The following is a 14,674-nucleotide window of genomic DNA, read 5'->3' as shown; positions in this document are numbered from 1 at the left end:
AATCTAATTCTCCATTATGGCGAATAATGCTTCCATTGTTGTTTCTGCCTGTCAACCGGCGTTCCACGGCCGGTCAGCGAGCGGTCCAGCCCCCGTCCACGACGATGGTCTGGCCGGTCACGTAGCGGGCGGCGTCACCGGCGAGCCAGACGATGGCGCCGACGATGTCCTCCGCCTTCGCCTCGGTGGGCAGCGGTGTGTTGCGGCGCAGGTAGCGCGCGCCGCGTTCGTCGTCGTAGAGACTGTCGGTGATCTCGCTGCGGAAGAAGCCGGGCGCCACCGTGTTCACGCGGATCGAGTGTCGCGCCCACTGCACGGCCAGCTCGGTCGTGAGACCTGAGAGCCCGGCCTTGCTCGCGGCATAGGACGCCTGCGGGATGCCGGGCACCCCGACGCGGCCGCTGATCGACGAGACGTTCACGATCGCGCCGCGGCCGAGGTCGCGCATGTGCGGGAACACCGCCTGGGCCAGCCGGAACGGGGCGACCAGATTCAGTGCGAGGGTGTTGTCGATCGCCTCGGCGGTCTCGGATTCCGCCGGAGCGTCACCGAATCGGTTCCCGGCCGCGTTGATCAGGATCTCCGGCGGCCCGAGCGCGGCGGCGACCGCCGGGACCACCGCTTCGACGTCCACGGCCAGATCGCAGGGCACGGGGTGGCCGTCGATCCGCGCGGCGAGTTCGGCCAGCCGGTCCGCGCGCCGGGCCACGACCGCGACCCGTGCGCCGAGTGCGGCCAGGGTCTCCGCGACGGCCTCGCCGAGGCCGGACGACGCGCCGGTGACGATCGCGACCCGGCCGTCGAGGCCGAACAGCCGGGCGACGCGGTCCGATGGCGTGCTCACTGTGGCCTCGCGGCGGGAGGGACGAGTTCGGTGAGGCGGGTGCGCTCGATCTTGCCCATCGCGTTGAGGGGCAGGGCGTCCACCCGTGACCAGATCTCCGGCACCTTGTAGCCGGCCAGTTCGCGGCGGCACAGGGCGGTGAGTTCGTCGAAATCGACTGTGGGGCCCGAACTCTCGATGAGTGCGGCGACCCGCTGGCCGAGGCGTTCGTCCGGCACCGCGCAGACCGCGACCTTGGCCACGCCCGGGTGCGCGCCGATGACGCGCTCCACCTCCAGCGGGTAGACGTTCGCGCCGCCGCGGATGATCACCATCTTCTTGCGGTCCAGCACCGAGAGCTGTCCCGCGGCGTCGACGGTGCCGATGTCGCCGGTCGGGAACGGGCCGGGCGCTGCGGGCCGTACGCGGCCGTCGGCCCAGTAGCCGAGCAGCGGAGTCCACAGTCCGGCCCAGGGACCGGTGGTGGCCCCGGCCAGGCACAGTTCGCCGGGCTCGCCGGGCGGCAGCCGGTGGCCCTCGTCGTCGTAGGCGGCCACGTCGTACTGCGGCAGGACGCGGCCACTGCTGCCCGGAACCCAGTGTGTCCCCGGCGGATCGATCGCCACCACGGTCGGGGCCTCGCTGAGGCCGTAGGTGGCCCGGGGGACCGGTCCGTGGGTCGCGGCGAAGGCGGTGCGTACGGAATCGGGGGTGTCGCTCGCGCCGCTCCACACCTCGCGTAGCGAGCCGAGGTCCAGGTGCGGGCGGCGCGCGAGATCGTAGAGCTGGGCGGGCGCGCCGTTCCAGACCGTGACGCGATGCTCGGCGATCCACTCGGCGACGCCGTCGACGTCGCGCCGGTCCATGATCACCGCGCACCCGCCGGCCTGCGCCGTCAGCAGCGTCGACAGCACCAGCATGTTGAGCACGGTGAACGGGAAGCTGTCGCCCTTACGCAGGTCCGGGCCCCAGCCGCGGGTCGCGACCAGGACCGCGCCGGGCAGCAGCAGGTTGCGCTGACTGTGTACGACGGCCTTGGGCGTGCCGGAAGTGCCACTGGTGAAACCGATTCCGGCCGGGGCATCGAGGTCCTGGTCCACCCGTGGCGCGGGAGCGGCGCCCTCGAGCAGGGCCTTCCAGCGGTCGGGGTCGACCGTGGCGGGCGACTCCACCCGGCAGCGCGGCCCGGCGAGGACGGCGGCGGGTTCGCACAGATCGGCCAGGTGCTGCTGCTCGCTCGCCGACAGTGCCTCGCCGATGCCCGCCCAGACCGCGCCGATGCGCTGCGCGCCGTGGAAGGCCGCCACGATGTCGAGATCGTTGGGCAGACAGGCCGCGACCCGCTCGCCCGGACGCACGCCCAGTGCCCACAGCGCGCCGGCGGCGCGGTCGGCGCGCTCATCCAGCTCGGCGTAAGTCCAAGCGCCCGAGGCGGCTTCGAGGGCCGTGGCCTCCGGACGGGCGGCGAGTGCCACGTCCAGCACCCGGGCGATCGGCCGGAGAGGTCCCGGTGGGCGTTCGCCATTGACAGTGTCCACGCTGTCCTTGATATCACTATCCTTACAAAGATTCATCAGATAGACCGGATTGCGCCGAGAACCGGAAGCGCGCGGCCCCGGGGCCGGTTCGGTCGTGAACAAGGACGTGGCGATGGAACATGCAGGTCCGCTGTCCGGAATCCGGGTCATCGATCTGACGGCGATGGTCATGGGTCCCTATTGCACGCAGATCATGGCCGACATGGGCGCGGAGGTCATCAAGATCGAACCGCCCGCCGGCGACAACACGCGCTACATCTCCGTCGGACCCGAACGTGGCATGGCCGGCGTGTTCGTCAACGTCAACCGGGGCAAGCGCAGTGTGCTGCTGGATCTGCGCACCGAGGACGGGAAGGCGGCGCTGCGCGATCTCATCGCGGAGGGTGACGTCTTCATCCACTCGATGCGCGCCGCGGCGATCGCCCGGCTGGGCTTCGCGTACGCGGACGTGGCGGCGGTGAATCCGGCGATCGTCTACACCAACTGCTACGGCTACGGCCGCCGCGGCCGCGACGCCGATCTCACGGCCTACGACGACACCATCCAGGCCGAATGCGGATTGCCGTATGTGCAACAGCAACTCACCGGCACCGCGAGCTACGTCGGGACCATCATGGCCGACAAGATCGCCGGGCTGACCGCGCTGTACGCGACCACGATGGCCCTGTTCCACCGCGAGCGCACCGGCGAGGGCCAGGAGGTCGAGGTCGCGATGTTCGAGACCATGGCCGCGTTCATGCTCGTGGAACACGCGAACGGCGCGATGTTCGACCCGCCGCTGGGCACAGCCGCGTATCCCCGGGCGGTGACGCCCAATCGCAAGCCCTATCGCACCGCCGACGGATACCTCGCCGCACTGGTCTACAACGACAAGCAGTGGACGGCGTTCGTGGAGGCGGTACACCCGCCCTGGGCCGGACCGGAGTGGGCCACTCTCGAGCAGCGCGCGGCCCGCATCGACACCGTCTACGCGCTGCTCGCCGAGACCTTCGCCGAGCGCACCACCGGCGAATGGCTGGAACTGCTTCGCGCCCTGGATATTCCGGCCGCGCCGGTGCGCTCGCTGGACGACCTGTTCGACAACCCGCACCTGCTCGACTCCGGCTTCTTCGAGACCGTGGACAGCCCGCACGGCCCGGTGCGCTTCCCGGGGCCGCCCACCTGGTTCTCGCGCACCCCCGGCCGGGTGGCGGGGCCGGCTCCGCGACTCGGCGCCGACACCGAAGACGTGCTGAGCCGAGCGCGCGCCGCCCGGACGAACGGGCGGGTGCGGGGATGACGGTGGTGCTCGCGGCGGGCGACCTGGATCTGCGCGAGATCCTGCGCCCCGGTGACCGCATCGTGGTCGGTCAGGCCTGCGGCGAACCGCCGACGCTGATCGAGGCACTGATCGCGCAGGGCGGCGAGATCGGCGGGCTGTCGGTGTTCATCGCGACCAGCTTCTCGGGTCTGTTCACCCCGGCCGCGACCGACTCGTTCGCGCTGTCGAGTATGGGGGCGATCGGTGCGCTGCGGGCCGTGAGCAAGGCGCATCGCCTGGCGATCGTGCCCTGTCATGTGAGCCGGGTGGGACCGCTGATCGAGGCCGGAATCCTCGGCTGCGACGTGGCTTTCGTCCAGGTGAGCCCGGCCGACGCGGACGGCATGCACAGCATGGGACTGATCAGCGACTACGTCCGCGCGGCGGTCGGGGCCGCCCGGGTGGTCGTCGCGGAGGTGAACGATCAGGTGCCGCACACCTGTGGCGAGCGGCTGGCGCCCGCCGAGATCGATTACGCGGTAATGGTTTCCCGGCCTCCGGTGCGGGTGCCGCCCGCGCGGATCGGGCCGGTGGACGAGGCCATCGCCAGGCACGCCGCCGCCTACATCGAGGACGGCGCGGTGCTGCAGACGGGCGTCGGCGCGGTGCCCGACGCCATTCTGCGACTGCTGCACGACCGTACCGACCTCGGGGTGCACTCCGGCATGATCGGCGACGGACTGGTGGACCTGGTGGAGGCGGGCGTGATCACCAACGCGCGCAAGAAGATCGACCGCGGCGTGTCGATCACCGGCGCGCTCATCGGCACCGAGCGCCTGTACCGGTTCGCCGACCGCAACCCGGCGATCCGCATGTGCCCCACCGGATACACCCACGACGCGGCCGTGCTGGCGCGGCTGGAGCGGCTGGTCACGGTCAACTCGGCGATGGAGGTCGACCTGACCGGGCAGGTGAACGCCGAGCAGAGCGGTGCGGCCTACCTCGGCGGCACCGGCGGCCAGGTGGATTTCGTGCGGGCGGGCGCGCGGTCGCCGGGCGGGCACGCCCTCGTCGCGCTGCCCGCCACCGCCAAGGGCGGCACCGTCAGCCGGATCACCGCCGCCCTGTCCGGGCCGGTCACCACGGCACGCAGCGACGTGGACGTGATCGTCACCGAATTCGGCGCGGCCGAACTCACCGGGCAGACCCTGGCCGAGCGCACCCGGCGGCTGATCGCCGTGGCGCACCCCGATTTTCGCGACGAACTGGAACGGGCGGCCGACGTCGTCCGGCGGAGAGGTTTCTGATGTCCGAGGCCGTGTTGTTCGATGCCCGTCCCGACGGCATCGCCGTGCTCACCCTGAACCGCCCGGAGCGCCGCAATTGCCTGGACCCGGATGTGCGGGCCGGGCTGTTCGAGGCGTGGGACCGGTTCGAGCACGATCCGGCGCTGCGGGTCGCGATCCTCACCGGCGCGGGCGCGAAGGCGTTCTGCGCCGGAGGCGATCTGGAGGAGATGGTCGCGACGGGGATGGGCGTGCCGCCGCGTGAAATGTTCCCCGTGCCCTATGACACCGTGGAGCTGTCCAAGCCGACCATCGCCGCGGTGAACGGCGCCGCGTTCGCCGGAGGCTGGATGATCGCGCAGGCCTGTGATCTGTGCGTGGCGAGCACCACCGCCACCTTCGCGGTCACCGAGGTGAAGGTGGGCCGCAGCTCGCCGTGGGCCGCGCCGCTGATCCACATGATCCCGCAGCGGATCATGATGGAGCTGCTGCTCACCGGAAAGCCGATCGACGCCCGCCGGGCCTACGAGATCGGCCTGGTGAACCGGCTCGCCGAACCGCACGAATTGCTGGACACGGCAATCGAATTGGCGACCGAGATCCTCACGGGCGCCCCGCTGTCGGTGCGGGCCGCCCGCGACACCGTCATGCTCGCCACCGAGATGGGCCGCGCCGCGGCGTTACAGGCCGCCCGGCACGCCTCGGTCGAGTGCTACACCAGCGAGGACGCGCAAGAGGGACCGCGCGCCTTCGCGGAGAAGCGCAAGCCGCAGTGGCGAGGCCGCTGAGATGCCGCTCAGTCTTGCTCGCGGAGCAGGCGAAGGGGCGCGTGGTTGGCCCAGCCTTCCTGGGGCCAGTTGAACCAGCCCGAGGAGGCGTAGGTGCCGCCGTCGGGGTGCAGGGTGGTGCCGGTGAGGTAGGCCGACAGGCCCGACGCCAGAAACACCACGCAGTGCGAGATGTCGGTGGCGGCGCCCACCCGGCCCATCGGGATGGCGACGCGGACGCCCGCCGGATCGTGTAAGGCGTTGTCGGAGTGCGGCATCCGGGCCAGGCTCGGCGTGGGGACGTAGTCCGGCGCCACATTGTTGACCCGGATGCCGTCCGGGGCGACCTCCACGGCGAGGGTGCGGGCGAACTGCTCCACGCCCGCCTTGGCGGCCGCGTAGACGGCGAAACCCGGTGCGGCGCGGTGGGCTTCGATCGTGGTGATGTTGACGATGCTGCCGCCGCGCCCACCCGCCCGCATCCGGGGCACGGCCAGCGCGCAGGCGTGCAGCACGGTCCCCAGGTTGGCGCGGATCAGCGCGTCCCAGCCCTTGGGCGTCGTCTCGGTGAACGGGGCGCGGAACGTGCCGCCGACCACATTGACCAGCGTGTCCACCCGGCCCCAGCGCGCGTCCACCGCGTCGAAGAACGACTCCAGCGTCGCCGGGTCGCGGGCGTCGCCGAGCTGGACCTGCGCGTCGTGGCCGTCCGCGGCCAGCTCGCGCCCCAGTGTCTCGGCGGCCTCGGAGTCCTTGTCCAGCACCGCGATTCGTACCCCGTTGGCGGCGAGGTCGGTCGCGATCGCGCGCCCGAGGCCACCGGCGCCGCCGGTCACCACGGCTACCGTGCCGTCCAGACCCGCCCGCTGCTCGAACCAGTTCACCACGCCGCCTTACTGAGGTAGGTGTCGCCGAAGGCGGAGATGAAGTCGAGGGTGGCCCGGTAGTCGCGGGTCCGGTGCGAGACCACCACCCAGTCCACGCCCGCCTCGGCCGCCGCCGCCAGCGCCGCGCGGTGCCGGTCGGCGTCGAGGTCCGGATTCTCCAGTCCCGCACCCTGATACGAGTAGACCAGGTCGATGTGGTCGGTCCGCCCGGCCGCTGCGGCGTCCGAGCGGATCTTCGCGATGGCGCGGCCGACGTCCGCGAGGGTGCCGAGGGCCGGGGTGCGCGCGGTCGTGCTGAGTTCCGCGCCGCCGGTCATCGGGATCCACCCCTGCGCGTGCGTGGTGACCCGGCGGCGGCTGAGCGCGGAGTTGCCGCCGATCCACATCGGGATGGGCCGCTGCACCGGCCGCGGCCGGGCCACCACGTCGCGGGCGTTGAAGTGGCGGCCCGCATAGCTGAACGGCTCGCCGCTCCAATGCCGGGGCAGCACCTCGAGCGCCTCGTCGAACAGGGCGTTGCGCTCGTCGAAATCGACTCCAAGGGCGTGGAATTCACTCTTCTGGTAGCCCGCGCCGAGCCCGAGCAGCATTCGCCCGCCGGACAGCTTGTCGAGGGTGGCGGCCGTCTTCGCCAGCAGCATCGGATTGCGGTACGGCGCGACCGACAGGTAGGTGAGCAACCGTAGCCGCTCGGTCGCGGCCGCCGCGAAGGCCAGGGCGACGAACGGGTCCAGCGTCTGATGCCCGCCCGCGCCCAGCCAGCGCGCGCCCGGCGCCGGGTGCTCACTGAGCGAGATCGCGTCGAAACCGTACTGCTCGGCCGCGGCCGCGACCTCCGGCAGCGGGCCCGCGTCGAGCAGATCGCCCTCGTAGCCCGCGGATTCGGGGTAATGGAAGATGAATCGCATTGTGGGTGCTCGTCTTTCGTCAGCGTCGGCCGTGTTCGACCTGGTTGAACGGCACGTTGCGGTCGGCGGCGTACTCGCGCGGCATACCGAGCACGCGCTCGCTGATCACATTGCGCGCCATCTCGGTGCTGCCTCCGGCCAGGCCCCAGGCCGCCCGGAACAGGTAGTCCAGACCGACCTGCGCGGTGTCGGCCGGATCGCCGGGGGCCTGCGTCGCGGCCGTCGGTCCGGCGATGCGCACCGCCGTATCGATTTGCAGCCAGGCGTTCTCGGCGCTGAACAGCCGCGTGATGGCGCCCGCCGCGGGCGGTAGCGCGCCGCTGGTGATCGCGGCCGTGACGTGGTCGATGAGCTGGTCGCGCACGACGTTCATGGCGCGCGCCGCGCCGATGTCCTCGCGGGTGCGCTGATCGTCGAATTGCCCGGTGGCACGGGCGAGTTGGACGAGCTGGTCGGCCTCGCCGCCCAGGTGCGGGCGAGCGCCGCTGGTGTAGGGCGAGGTGCCGCCCAGCGCGGCCCGCTCGTGGCCCAGCAGCTGTGAGGCCGCCTCCCAGCCCGCGTCGATCTGGCCGAGCACCGCTTCGGGCGGCAGCGCCACGTCGTCGAAGAACTCCTGGCAGAACTCGGTCGAACCGGTCACCTGTTTGATCCGCTGCACCGTGACGCCCTCGGCGTGCACGGGCACCAGGAACAGGGTGAGCCCGCGGTGCTTGGGCACGTCCCAGTTGGTGCGGGCCAGGCAGAGTCCGTAGTCGGCGGCGTACGCGCCGGAACTCCAGATCTTGGAGCCGTTGAGAATCCAGCGCTCGCCGTCGCGGTCGGCGCGGGTGGTGAGCCCGGCGAGATCCGATCCGCCCCGCGGCTCGGACAGGAACTGCACCAGGATCTCCTCGCCGCGCAGTACGGCCGGCAGATGGGCGCGCTTCTGCTCCTCGGTGCCGAGATCGAGCAGGGTGGCCGCGCAGATGGCCAGCGTCGGCACGTTCAGCAGCAGCGGCATCTCGTAGGGGATCGACTCCTCGGTGAAGGCCAGCTGATGCGCCGAAGACAGGCCCTGCCCGCCGTACTCGGCGGGGAAGCAGATCCCGGCGAAACCGCTGTCGTACAGGATGCGCTGCAATTCCCGGGCCCGGTTCCACGCCTCCTCGGTGTAGGACTCGACATGTCCGGGGGGCGCGGGCGGCAGGTTGTCGCGCAACCAGTCGCGGGCGCGGGCGCGGAATTCGGCGACGGGCTCCAGTTCGGTGGCGGGCTCCAGGTCGATGGCCATGGCAACGCTGCCTTTCGGGGTGTCGGGGTGCGGCTCAGGCGGCCGCGGGGTCGAGCAGGTCGGTGATGTGGCGGTGGTGTTCCTCCGGCGTGCCGTACAGCGCCCGGCCCAACGTGATCCGGCGCAGGTACAGGTGCAGGTCGTGCTCCCACGTGACGCCGATGCCGCCGTGCAACTGCACGCAGTCCTGGGTGATTACCGGAGTCTTCGCTCCCACATAGGATTTCGCGATGCTGACGGTCTCTTCGGTGGCCGGTGCGTCGTCGTCCCAGGCCGCGGCGGCGGCGGTCGAGGTGGCCCGGCACGCCTCCAGCCAGGTCTTGTTGTCGGCCATGCGGTGTTTGAGTGCCTGGTAGGAGGACAGCGGGCGGCCGAAGGTGTAGCGATCGGACAGCCAGCCCAGCGTGGCGTCCAGCGCGCGATCGGTGGCGCCGACCATTTCCGCCGCGGTGAGCGTGGCGGCGGTGAGCGCCTGCGCGCGGACGGCGGGTGCGGTGTCGTCTCCCGTGTGCACCACCGCGTCGGCGGTGATCGCGACGTCGTCGAACGTCACCCGCGCGGTGCGCCGGACCAGGTCCAGGGTCCAGCCCGGGGTCACCGTGACTCCGGGGGCATCGGCGCGCACCAGGACCTGCACCGGTCCCTGCGGACCGCTCGCCGTGACCAGGAACAGGTCCGCCTGATCGGCGGACTCGACCCGATCCTTCACTCCGGTGAGCCGGTAGCCGGCGCCGTCGGGTGCGGCCCGGGTGCCCATCGGGTCGATATTCAGGGGCGGAAAGCCGCGGCCGGGCTCGTAGATCGCCCAGGTCGCCACCTCGGTACCGGCGAGCACGGCGGTCACGGCCGCCGAGTGCGCGCTCGCGGCCGAGGCCAGGCCCGCGAGCACGGCGTTGGTGGTGACGAACGGCCCCGGTGCGCACGCTCGGCCCAGTTCGGTGGCGATCAGGGCCAGTTCGGTCATCGGCCGACCGGAAATCGTTCCGCCGCCGAGGCTTTCGGGCGCCAGCATGGCCGTCCAGCCCAATTCCGCGCCGCGCCGCCACCACTGGCGGTCGAAGCCGGTCCCCGCCTCGCCGAGCGCGCGGACGGTGCTCACGGGCATCGTGTCGGCGAGGAAATCACGCGTGGTCGTTTGGAAGAACCGCTGGTCCGCGGTGGGGTCGTGGGGCATTGTGCCGGTCCTCTGGTTGACGCCGAGCTAGACTTGTGGAAATCTCATACTCACAGATGAGAGTCATATTCTCAATCGTGGAAGTCAACTGGCAACGTGGGTCGGGCGGTGTTCCGGCCGGAGTGTCGAAGGGAACCGTCGAGTCGTGAAAAACTTCGAAGAGCTGGACTTCTTCCTCGGACGGGAACTGGTCGACGATCCGTATCCGTATTTCGACGCGTTGCGCGCGCAATGCCCCGTCACCCGCGAGAAGCACCACGACGTGATGATGGTGACCGGGTACGACGAGGCGCTCGAGGTCTACAACGACGTCGATCGATTCTCCTCGTGCGTCTCGGTGACCGGGCCGTTTCCCGGCTTTCCGGTGCCGCTGGACGAGACCTCCGACGTGAACGCGCTGATCGCCGAGCACCGTGACTCGCTGCCGATGAGCGACCAGTTGCCGACTCTCGATCCGCCGGTGCACACCGACCACCGCGCCCTATTGATGCGGCTGATCACTCCCAAGCGTCTCAAGGAGAACGAGGCGGCGATGTGGGAGATCGCCGATCGGCTGCTGGACCAGTACCTGGCCGGCGGTGGGGGCGATGTCATCCGGGATTTCGCCGGTCCGTTCACGCTGTACGTGATCGCTGACCTGCTGGGTGTGCCGGAGGCCGACCAGGAGGAATTCCTGCAAGCGCTGCAACGGGATCCGCACCGGGAGGGCTCCAGCGTCGGCAGCACCGACGGGGAAGGCATGTCGCACAACCCGATCGAGTTCCTGTACGCCCGCTTCTCCTCGTATGTCGAAGACCGGCGCGCCAATCCGAAAGGTGACGTGCTGACCAGTATGGCGACCGCGACGTTCCCCGACGGGCGGCAGCCGGAGGTCATCGATGTCGTGCGGGTGGCGGCCAATCTGTTCTCCGCCGGGCAGGAGACCACCGTGCGGCTGCTCAGCTCCGCGCTGAAGCTGCTGGCCGAGCGTCCCGACATCCAGCAGTATCTGCGCGAGGACCGCAGCCGGATCCAGAACTTCATCGAGGAGTCGCTGCGGATGGAGAGCCCGGTGAAGGGCGACTTCCGGCTGGCCAAGGTGCCGACCACGGTCGGCGGGACCGAGGTGCCGGTGGGTACGGTGCTGATGGTGGTCAACGGCGCGGCCAACCGGGACCCGCGCCGCTTCGACGATCCCACCACGTTCGAGGCGAGCCGTTCGAATGCCCGCCAGCACTTGGCTTTCGGCCGCGGCGTGCACACCTGCCCGGGTGCGCCGCTGGCCCGCGCGGAGGCCCGCGTGGCGATCGAGCGGCTGCTGGAGCGCACCGCCGAGCTGCGGATCGACGAGAGCGTGCACGGACCGGCCGACGCCCGCAAATTCCACTACCTGCCGACTTTCATCCTGCGCGGGCTCACCTCACTGCACCTGACGTTCGACCTCGAGGAGAAAGCGCGATGAAGGTCACCATCGACGACGACCGATGCCGCGGTCACGGCGTCTGCCTCGGACTGTGCCCCGAGGTGTTCGAGCTGACCGACTACGGCTACGCCGAGGTCACCGTCACCGATGTGCCCGAGCAGTACGAGCAGGCGGTGCGGGACGCGGAACAGGCCTGCCCGGAACGGGCCATCGTGATCGAGTAAGCGGTGCCGGGGTGGGTCCGGCCGGGAGGAGTCGGACTGTCGTCATCGGTGATGCTCCGAACGATATCGCTTGTGCACGTCACGCCGGTTTCCAAGCTATCGCTATCGCACACAGGATTTCCCGTAACGAACTGGAGCGGCATTCGCCCGATGCCGCCCTGGATCGCCTGGATACAGATACGGTGCTCTCGACCGTGACTGGGGTAATCGAGCGCTCAGTGACCGACGTGGTAGATACGTGAGACGTTGCGCCGGTGTGCAGTCGAGCACCTGTATCTAAACGTGGTCTGGTGTAATCGGAGTCGCCCCACTGGCTACTGCGGTCCGGTCGATATCTCGTGCGAGGTCGAAGTCAAGGTCGGTCAGTTTCCGACCGGCATCGTGGGTCGTAATTCGGAACTCGATCCGCTCCCAGGTGATCAGCATGTCGGGGTGGTGACCGACCTCGCGAGCCTTCGCCGCGACGTACACCGCCAGGTGCACACACTCGTGATAGGTATGGGCGAACGTGCGCGTGATCTCGTCCCCGTCACGCTTCCACCCGGGTAGTGCTTCAAGGCGGCCGGCGATCTCGATGTCGTTCAGCGGCACTGGGGTCACGTAATCGATCCAACCAGGGTTCGCAGTTGTTGTCCTGCCGAGGTGTTCTCCCAGGCATGAGCCTGGGAGGGAAGGGCTTTCAGTTCGCCGCGGAGCCAAGCCGACCGATGACCTTGCCCAGAGGGCGGCAGCGCCGGTGGTTCGTGGAAGCCGGCAGGTTCATAGCGCTGTCCAGGTCCAGGGCTTCGGTACCAGTCCTCGGAGGCACGCGATGCGGTGTTTTGCTTCGGTAGCAACGGCTTGCCCGGCGTCTGATCGGCTGATCGCGAACCCTACCCATCGGAGTTCTTGGATATCGGCGAGCACCCTATAGCTCGACCATTGGGTTACGTCATAGCCGCCGTATGCGTCGACGAAACCTTGATACTGGTTATCGGTGATCCGCCGGAAGTCCGTGTAGTCGACCGCCAACTGAACGAGATCCCACTCGCGCCGACCCAGCGATACTTTGTCAAGGTCGAGCACGATGGGATCGTTTGAGGGCGGTACGACGAGGTTCCCTTGCCAAGCGTCGCCGTGTATGACGCATTGCTCGGTCGTATCGTAGATCTCGTTGTACAGCTGCCGTAGTCGCGCATGGTGGGCGACGAGCCAAGATCGGTCGCGTTTGTCGATCGTGGTTGCGGACTCAATGCGTTCTCGCAGTCCGGCGAACGGGGCGTAGTTCGGTAGGTCGAATTCTGCCGGTGGTGTCAGAGCATGCAGTCGCCGGAGCATCCTCCCTAATTCTTCGGGTGTCGATGGCCTGTGGTCGGGAATCAGCTCCCACCAGGTGACAGGACGTTCATCCACCACTGTCGGTTGCGGAATTCCGCCCACAGCCCGAACCGTGGCAATGCCGGAACGATTGAGCCACTGAGAGATACGCAACTCTCGCTGTGTGGTCTCGTAGCTTTGCGGCTTGCCGATTCGGGCCACGATCGCGTTGGGCAGCTCGAAGATTACATGTGAACCCTCGCGAATAATCACGGCGCCGTCGGATTCGATGCCGGTGAGTTTCGCTGCCCGAGTCAGTATCTCGCCTGCCGTTGGCGCCGCGGAACGGCTCACTGAAGCGCCTCTCCCGAATCGGCGGTGAGAGCGCCATACAGTTCGTCTACTTCCGTGATACGCAGGTGCTTTATAGACACGTGAGCCAGCGTCCGCATTTCGTCGCGAATCCGTTGAGACTGAAAATCTTTCGCCTTGTCCGCGGCTTGCAATCCGATCGCAGCCGCTTCTTGAACCGTCCTGGACTGGTTGGAGACTCCCGATTTAGCAAGGGAGACTGTCAGTCATGGGTGCACCACGGAAGTTCGACGAGGAGACTCGTGCGCGAGCGGTGAGGATGTACCAGGACCGGATCCGTGAGCACGGTGAGTCGATGGCGGCCGCGCGCCGGCATGTGGGCGCGTTGCTGGATATCAAGCCGGCGACGTTGCGGAACTGGGTCGAGAAGGCCGAGCAACCGGCTGCTGCTCCGGCTCCGGTGACCGTGTCGGAGTCCGAGGAGTTGAAGGTGCTGCGCCGCGAGGTGGCCGAATTGCGAAGGGCCAACGATATTTTGCGGACTGCGAGTGCGTTTTTCGCGGCGGCGGAGGTCGACCGCCGACTGCGGTGATCGTCGACTACATCGACGCTCACCGGGACCGGTTCGGGGTCGACCCGATCTGCCGCGTGCTCACCGAGCACGGGGTCAAGATCGCCCCGTCCACCTACTACGCCGCGCGCAAACGCGGCATCAGCGCTGCGGTCTGGTCCGACGCGCATGCGGCCAACGTGTTGTTCGACCTGTGGACGGCCAACCGGCGCGTCTATGGGGTGCGCAAGCTCTGGCACGCGGCCTGCCGCGCCGGTCACGATCTCGGCCGCGACCAGGTTGCGCGCCTGATGCGGCTGGCCGGTCTCGACGGCATCGTGCGTGGGCGGCGCACGACAGTCACCACCGAACGAGACCGCGACCAGCCTGCACGGTATCCGGATTTGATCGGGCGGGCCTGGTCGCAACCGGCACGGCCGGATCAGTGGTGGGTCGCCGATTTCACCTACTGCTGGACGGTTTCCGGGTTCTGCTACACCGCGTTCTGTGTCGACGTGTACTCACGCCGCATCCTCGGATGGCGGGTGATGACCAGTAAGACAACACCTTTGGTGACATCGGTGCTCGAACAGGCATTATTCACCCGTCGCAGAACTGATTTCCGTTTCACTGCAACAGGTTTGGTGCATCACTCCGACGCCGGTAGTCAATACACATCGCTGGCTTTCACCGAAACACTGCGTGACTCCGAGATCGCCGGATCCATTGGCAGCGTTGGGGATGCCCTCGATAATGCCCTGATGGAATCGGCGATCGGGCTCTACAAGACCGAGCTGATCGACCGGTATCCGGCCTTCACCGGCCGGGCCGAACTCGAACGGGAAACGGCCTCCTGGGTGCACTGGTACAACACCCAGCGCCTCCACTCGTCGATCGGCTACCTGCCGCCGGTCGAATACGAACACCTCTACCATCAACAGAGCATCTCAGCCGAGGTGGCCTGAACCCGAGTCTCCACCGGATCCAGGACGGTTCA

The 14,674-nt window shown here is 68.8% G+C and carries 15 protein-coding genes and 1 other annotated feature; of the genes, 7 read left to right on the top strand and 8 right to left on the bottom strand.

What is annotated here, in order from left to right; translation table 11 throughout:
* Positions 1 to 73 precede the first annotated feature (73 nt).
* Both QH470_RS05990 and QH470_RS05985 read right to left on the bottom strand, forming a co-directional pair.
* On the bottom strand, positions 74 to 844 hold the full coding sequence (locus QH470_RS05990) for an SDR family NAD(P)-dependent oxidoreductase (RefSeq protein WP_280271258.1): 771 nt from the start codon (positions 842 to 844) through the stop codon (positions 74 to 76).
* Positions 841 to 2,361 carry a class I adenylate-forming enzyme family protein gene (locus QH470_RS05985; protein WP_280271257.1) on the bottom strand — a complete coding sequence of 507 codons (1,521 nt, stop codon included), beginning with the start codon at positions 2,359 to 2,361 and terminating at the stop codon, positions 841 to 843. Before QH470_RS05985 ends, QH470_RS05990 begins: the two co-directional genes overlap by 4 nt.
* A gap of 112 nt (positions 2,362 to 2,473) precedes the next feature.
* Here QH470_RS05985 and QH470_RS05980 point away from each other — a divergent pair, with 112 nt between their 5' ends.
* From QH470_RS05980 to QH470_RS05970, 3 genes are read left to right on the top strand one after another with little or no spacing between them, the layout of a single operon-like run.
* On the top strand, positions 2,474 to 3,640 hold the full coding sequence (locus QH470_RS05980; RefSeq protein ID WP_280271256.1) for a CaiB/BaiF CoA transferase family protein: 1,167 nt from the start codon (positions 2,474 to 2,476) through the stop codon (positions 3,638 to 3,640).
* A complete protein-coding gene (locus QH470_RS05975; RefSeq protein WP_280271255.1) occupies positions 3,637 to 4,908 on the top strand; it encodes an acetyl-CoA hydrolase/transferase family protein in 1,272 nt (423 codons plus the stop codon). The genes QH470_RS05980 and QH470_RS05975 overlap by 4 nt, the downstream gene beginning before the upstream one ends.
* The gene (locus QH470_RS05970) at positions 4,908 to 5,675 is read left to right on the top strand and encodes an enoyl-CoA hydratase/isomerase family protein (protein ID WP_280271254.1); all 768 of its coding nucleotides are present in this window, start codon (positions 4,908 to 4,910) and stop codon (positions 5,673 to 5,675) included. Before QH470_RS05975 ends, QH470_RS05970 begins: the two co-directional genes overlap by 1 nt.
* 8 nt (positions 5,676 to 5,683) lie before the next feature.
* On the opposite strand, the gene QH470_RS05965 is transcribed toward QH470_RS05970, so the two are convergent.
* Genes QH470_RS05965 through QH470_RS05950 form a run of 4 tightly spaced genes read right to left on the bottom strand, consistent with a single transcriptional unit; the run spans position 5,684 to position 9,893 of the window.
* Positions 5,684 to 6,538 carry an SDR family NAD(P)-dependent oxidoreductase gene (locus QH470_RS05965; RefSeq protein WP_280271253.1) on the bottom strand — a complete coding sequence of 285 codons (855 nt, stop codon included), beginning with the start codon at positions 6,536 to 6,538 and terminating at the stop codon, positions 5,684 to 5,686.
* Positions 6,535 to 7,449, bottom strand: coding sequence for an LLM class F420-dependent oxidoreductase (locus tag QH470_RS05960; RefSeq protein WP_280271252.1), 915 nt, complete (start codon positions 7,447 to 7,449; stop codon positions 6,535 to 6,537). Before QH470_RS05960 ends, QH470_RS05965 begins: the two co-directional genes overlap by 4 nt.
* Positions 7,450 to 7,468: 19 nt before the next feature.
* Positions 7,469 to 8,719 carry an acyl-CoA dehydrogenase family protein gene (locus tag QH470_RS05955; RefSeq protein WP_280271251.1) on the bottom strand — a complete coding sequence of 417 codons (1,251 nt, stop codon included), beginning with the start codon at positions 8,717 to 8,719 and terminating at the stop codon, positions 7,469 to 7,471.
* 34 nt (positions 8,720 to 8,753) lie between these two features.
* Positions 8,754 to 9,893 (bottom strand): acyl-CoA dehydrogenase family protein, encoded by a 1,140-nt coding sequence (locus QH470_RS05950; protein WP_280271250.1) that lies wholly within the window; start codon positions 9,891 to 9,893, stop codon positions 8,754 to 8,756.
* Between the two features lie 145 nt (positions 9,894 to 10,038).
* Between QH470_RS05950 and QH470_RS05945 the strand changes: the two genes are divergently transcribed.
* The 3 genes from QH470_RS05945 to QH470_RS05935 are packed head-to-tail and all read left to right on the top strand — an operon-like array spanning position 10,039 to position 11,761.
* Entirely contained in the window at positions 10,039 to 11,334 is a 1,296-nt protein-coding gene (locus tag QH470_RS05945) for a cytochrome P450 (RefSeq protein ID WP_280271249.1), read from the top strand.
* Positions 11,331 to 11,519 carry a ferredoxin gene (locus tag QH470_RS05940; RefSeq protein ID WP_280271248.1) on the top strand — a complete coding sequence of 63 codons (189 nt, stop codon included), beginning with the start codon at positions 11,331 to 11,333 and terminating at the stop codon, positions 11,517 to 11,519. Before QH470_RS05945 ends, QH470_RS05940 begins: the two co-directional genes overlap by 4 nt.
* Positions 11,520 to 11,530: 11 nt before the next feature.
* Positions 11,531 to 11,761 carry an HAD family hydrolase gene (locus tag QH470_RS05935; protein WP_280271247.1) on the top strand — a complete coding sequence of 77 codons (231 nt, stop codon included), beginning with the start codon at positions 11,531 to 11,533 and terminating at the stop codon, positions 11,759 to 11,761.
* A 34-nt stretch (positions 11,762 to 11,795) separates the two neighbouring features.
* Here the strand turns inward: QH470_RS05935 and QH470_RS05930 are convergent, their stop codons facing one another.
* Together QH470_RS05930 and QH470_RS05925 are read right to left on the bottom strand one after the other, a co-directional pair.
* On the bottom strand, positions 11,796 to 12,110 hold the full coding sequence (locus QH470_RS05930) for a 4a-hydroxytetrahydrobiopterin dehydratase (protein ID WP_280271246.1): 315 nt from the start codon (positions 12,108 to 12,110) through the stop codon (positions 11,796 to 11,798).
* 168 nt (positions 12,111 to 12,278) lie between these two features.
* Positions 12,279 to 13,169: a phosphotransferase family protein gene (locus QH470_RS05925; RefSeq protein ID WP_280271245.1), complete on the bottom strand. Its 891-nt coding sequence runs from the start codon at positions 13,167 to 13,169 to the stop codon at positions 12,279 to 12,281.
* Between the two features lie 226 nt (positions 13,170 to 13,395).
* On the opposite strand from QH470_RS05925, the gene QH470_RS05920 reads away from it, so the two are divergent.
* A protein-coding gene (locus QH470_RS05920) for an IS3 family transposase (RefSeq protein ID WP_425302617.1) occupies positions 13,396 to 14,642 on the top strand; the annotation gives its coding sequence in 2 pieces (ribosomal slippage) (positions 13,396 to 13,690 and positions 13,690 to 14,642; 1,248 coding nt in all).
* Positions 13,677 to 13,808: a sequence feature (AL1L pseudoknot), on the top strand. Its footprint overlaps the gene before it by 132 nt.
* Positions 14,643 to 14,674: the final 32 nt, after the last annotated feature.

Origin of the sequence: Nocardia wallacei (assembly GCF_029868745.1) — a bacterium.
Lineage (GTDB): Bacteria > Actinomycetota > Actinomycetes > Mycobacteriales > Mycobacteriaceae > Nocardia > Nocardia wallacei_B.
Note: the sequence above shows the minus strand (reverse complement) of the source record. Positions and strands in the feature narration are given on the sequence as shown.

Excerpts from the sequence above, each read along its gene's own strand:
- QH470_RS05980 (WP_280271256.1), top strand. The coding sequence starts at position 2,474 with ATGGAACATGCAGGTCCGCTGTCCGGAATCCGGGTCATCGATCTGACG.
- QH470_RS05975 (WP_280271255.1), top strand. The coding sequence starts at position 3,637 with ATGACGGTGGTGCTCGCGGCGGGCGACCTGGATCTGCGCGAGATCCTG.
- QH470_RS05970 (WP_280271254.1), top strand. The coding sequence starts at position 4,908 with ATGTCCGAGGCCGTGTTGTTCGATGCCCGTCCCGACGGCATCGCCGTG.
- QH470_RS05960 (WP_280271252.1), bottom strand. The coding sequence starts at position 7,449 with ATGCGATTCATCTTCCATTACCCCGAATCCGCGGGCTACGAGGGCGAT.
- QH470_RS05955 (WP_280271251.1), bottom strand. The coding sequence starts at position 8,719 with ATGGCCATCGACCTGGAGCCCGCCACCGAACTGGAGCCCGTCGCCGAA.
- QH470_RS05950 (WP_280271250.1), bottom strand. The coding sequence starts at position 9,893 with ATGCCCCACGACCCCACCGCGGACCAGCGGTTCTTCCAAACGACCACG.
- QH470_RS05940 (WP_280271248.1), top strand. The coding sequence starts at position 11,331 with ATGAAGGTCACCATCGACGACGACCGATGCCGCGGTCACGGCGTCTGC.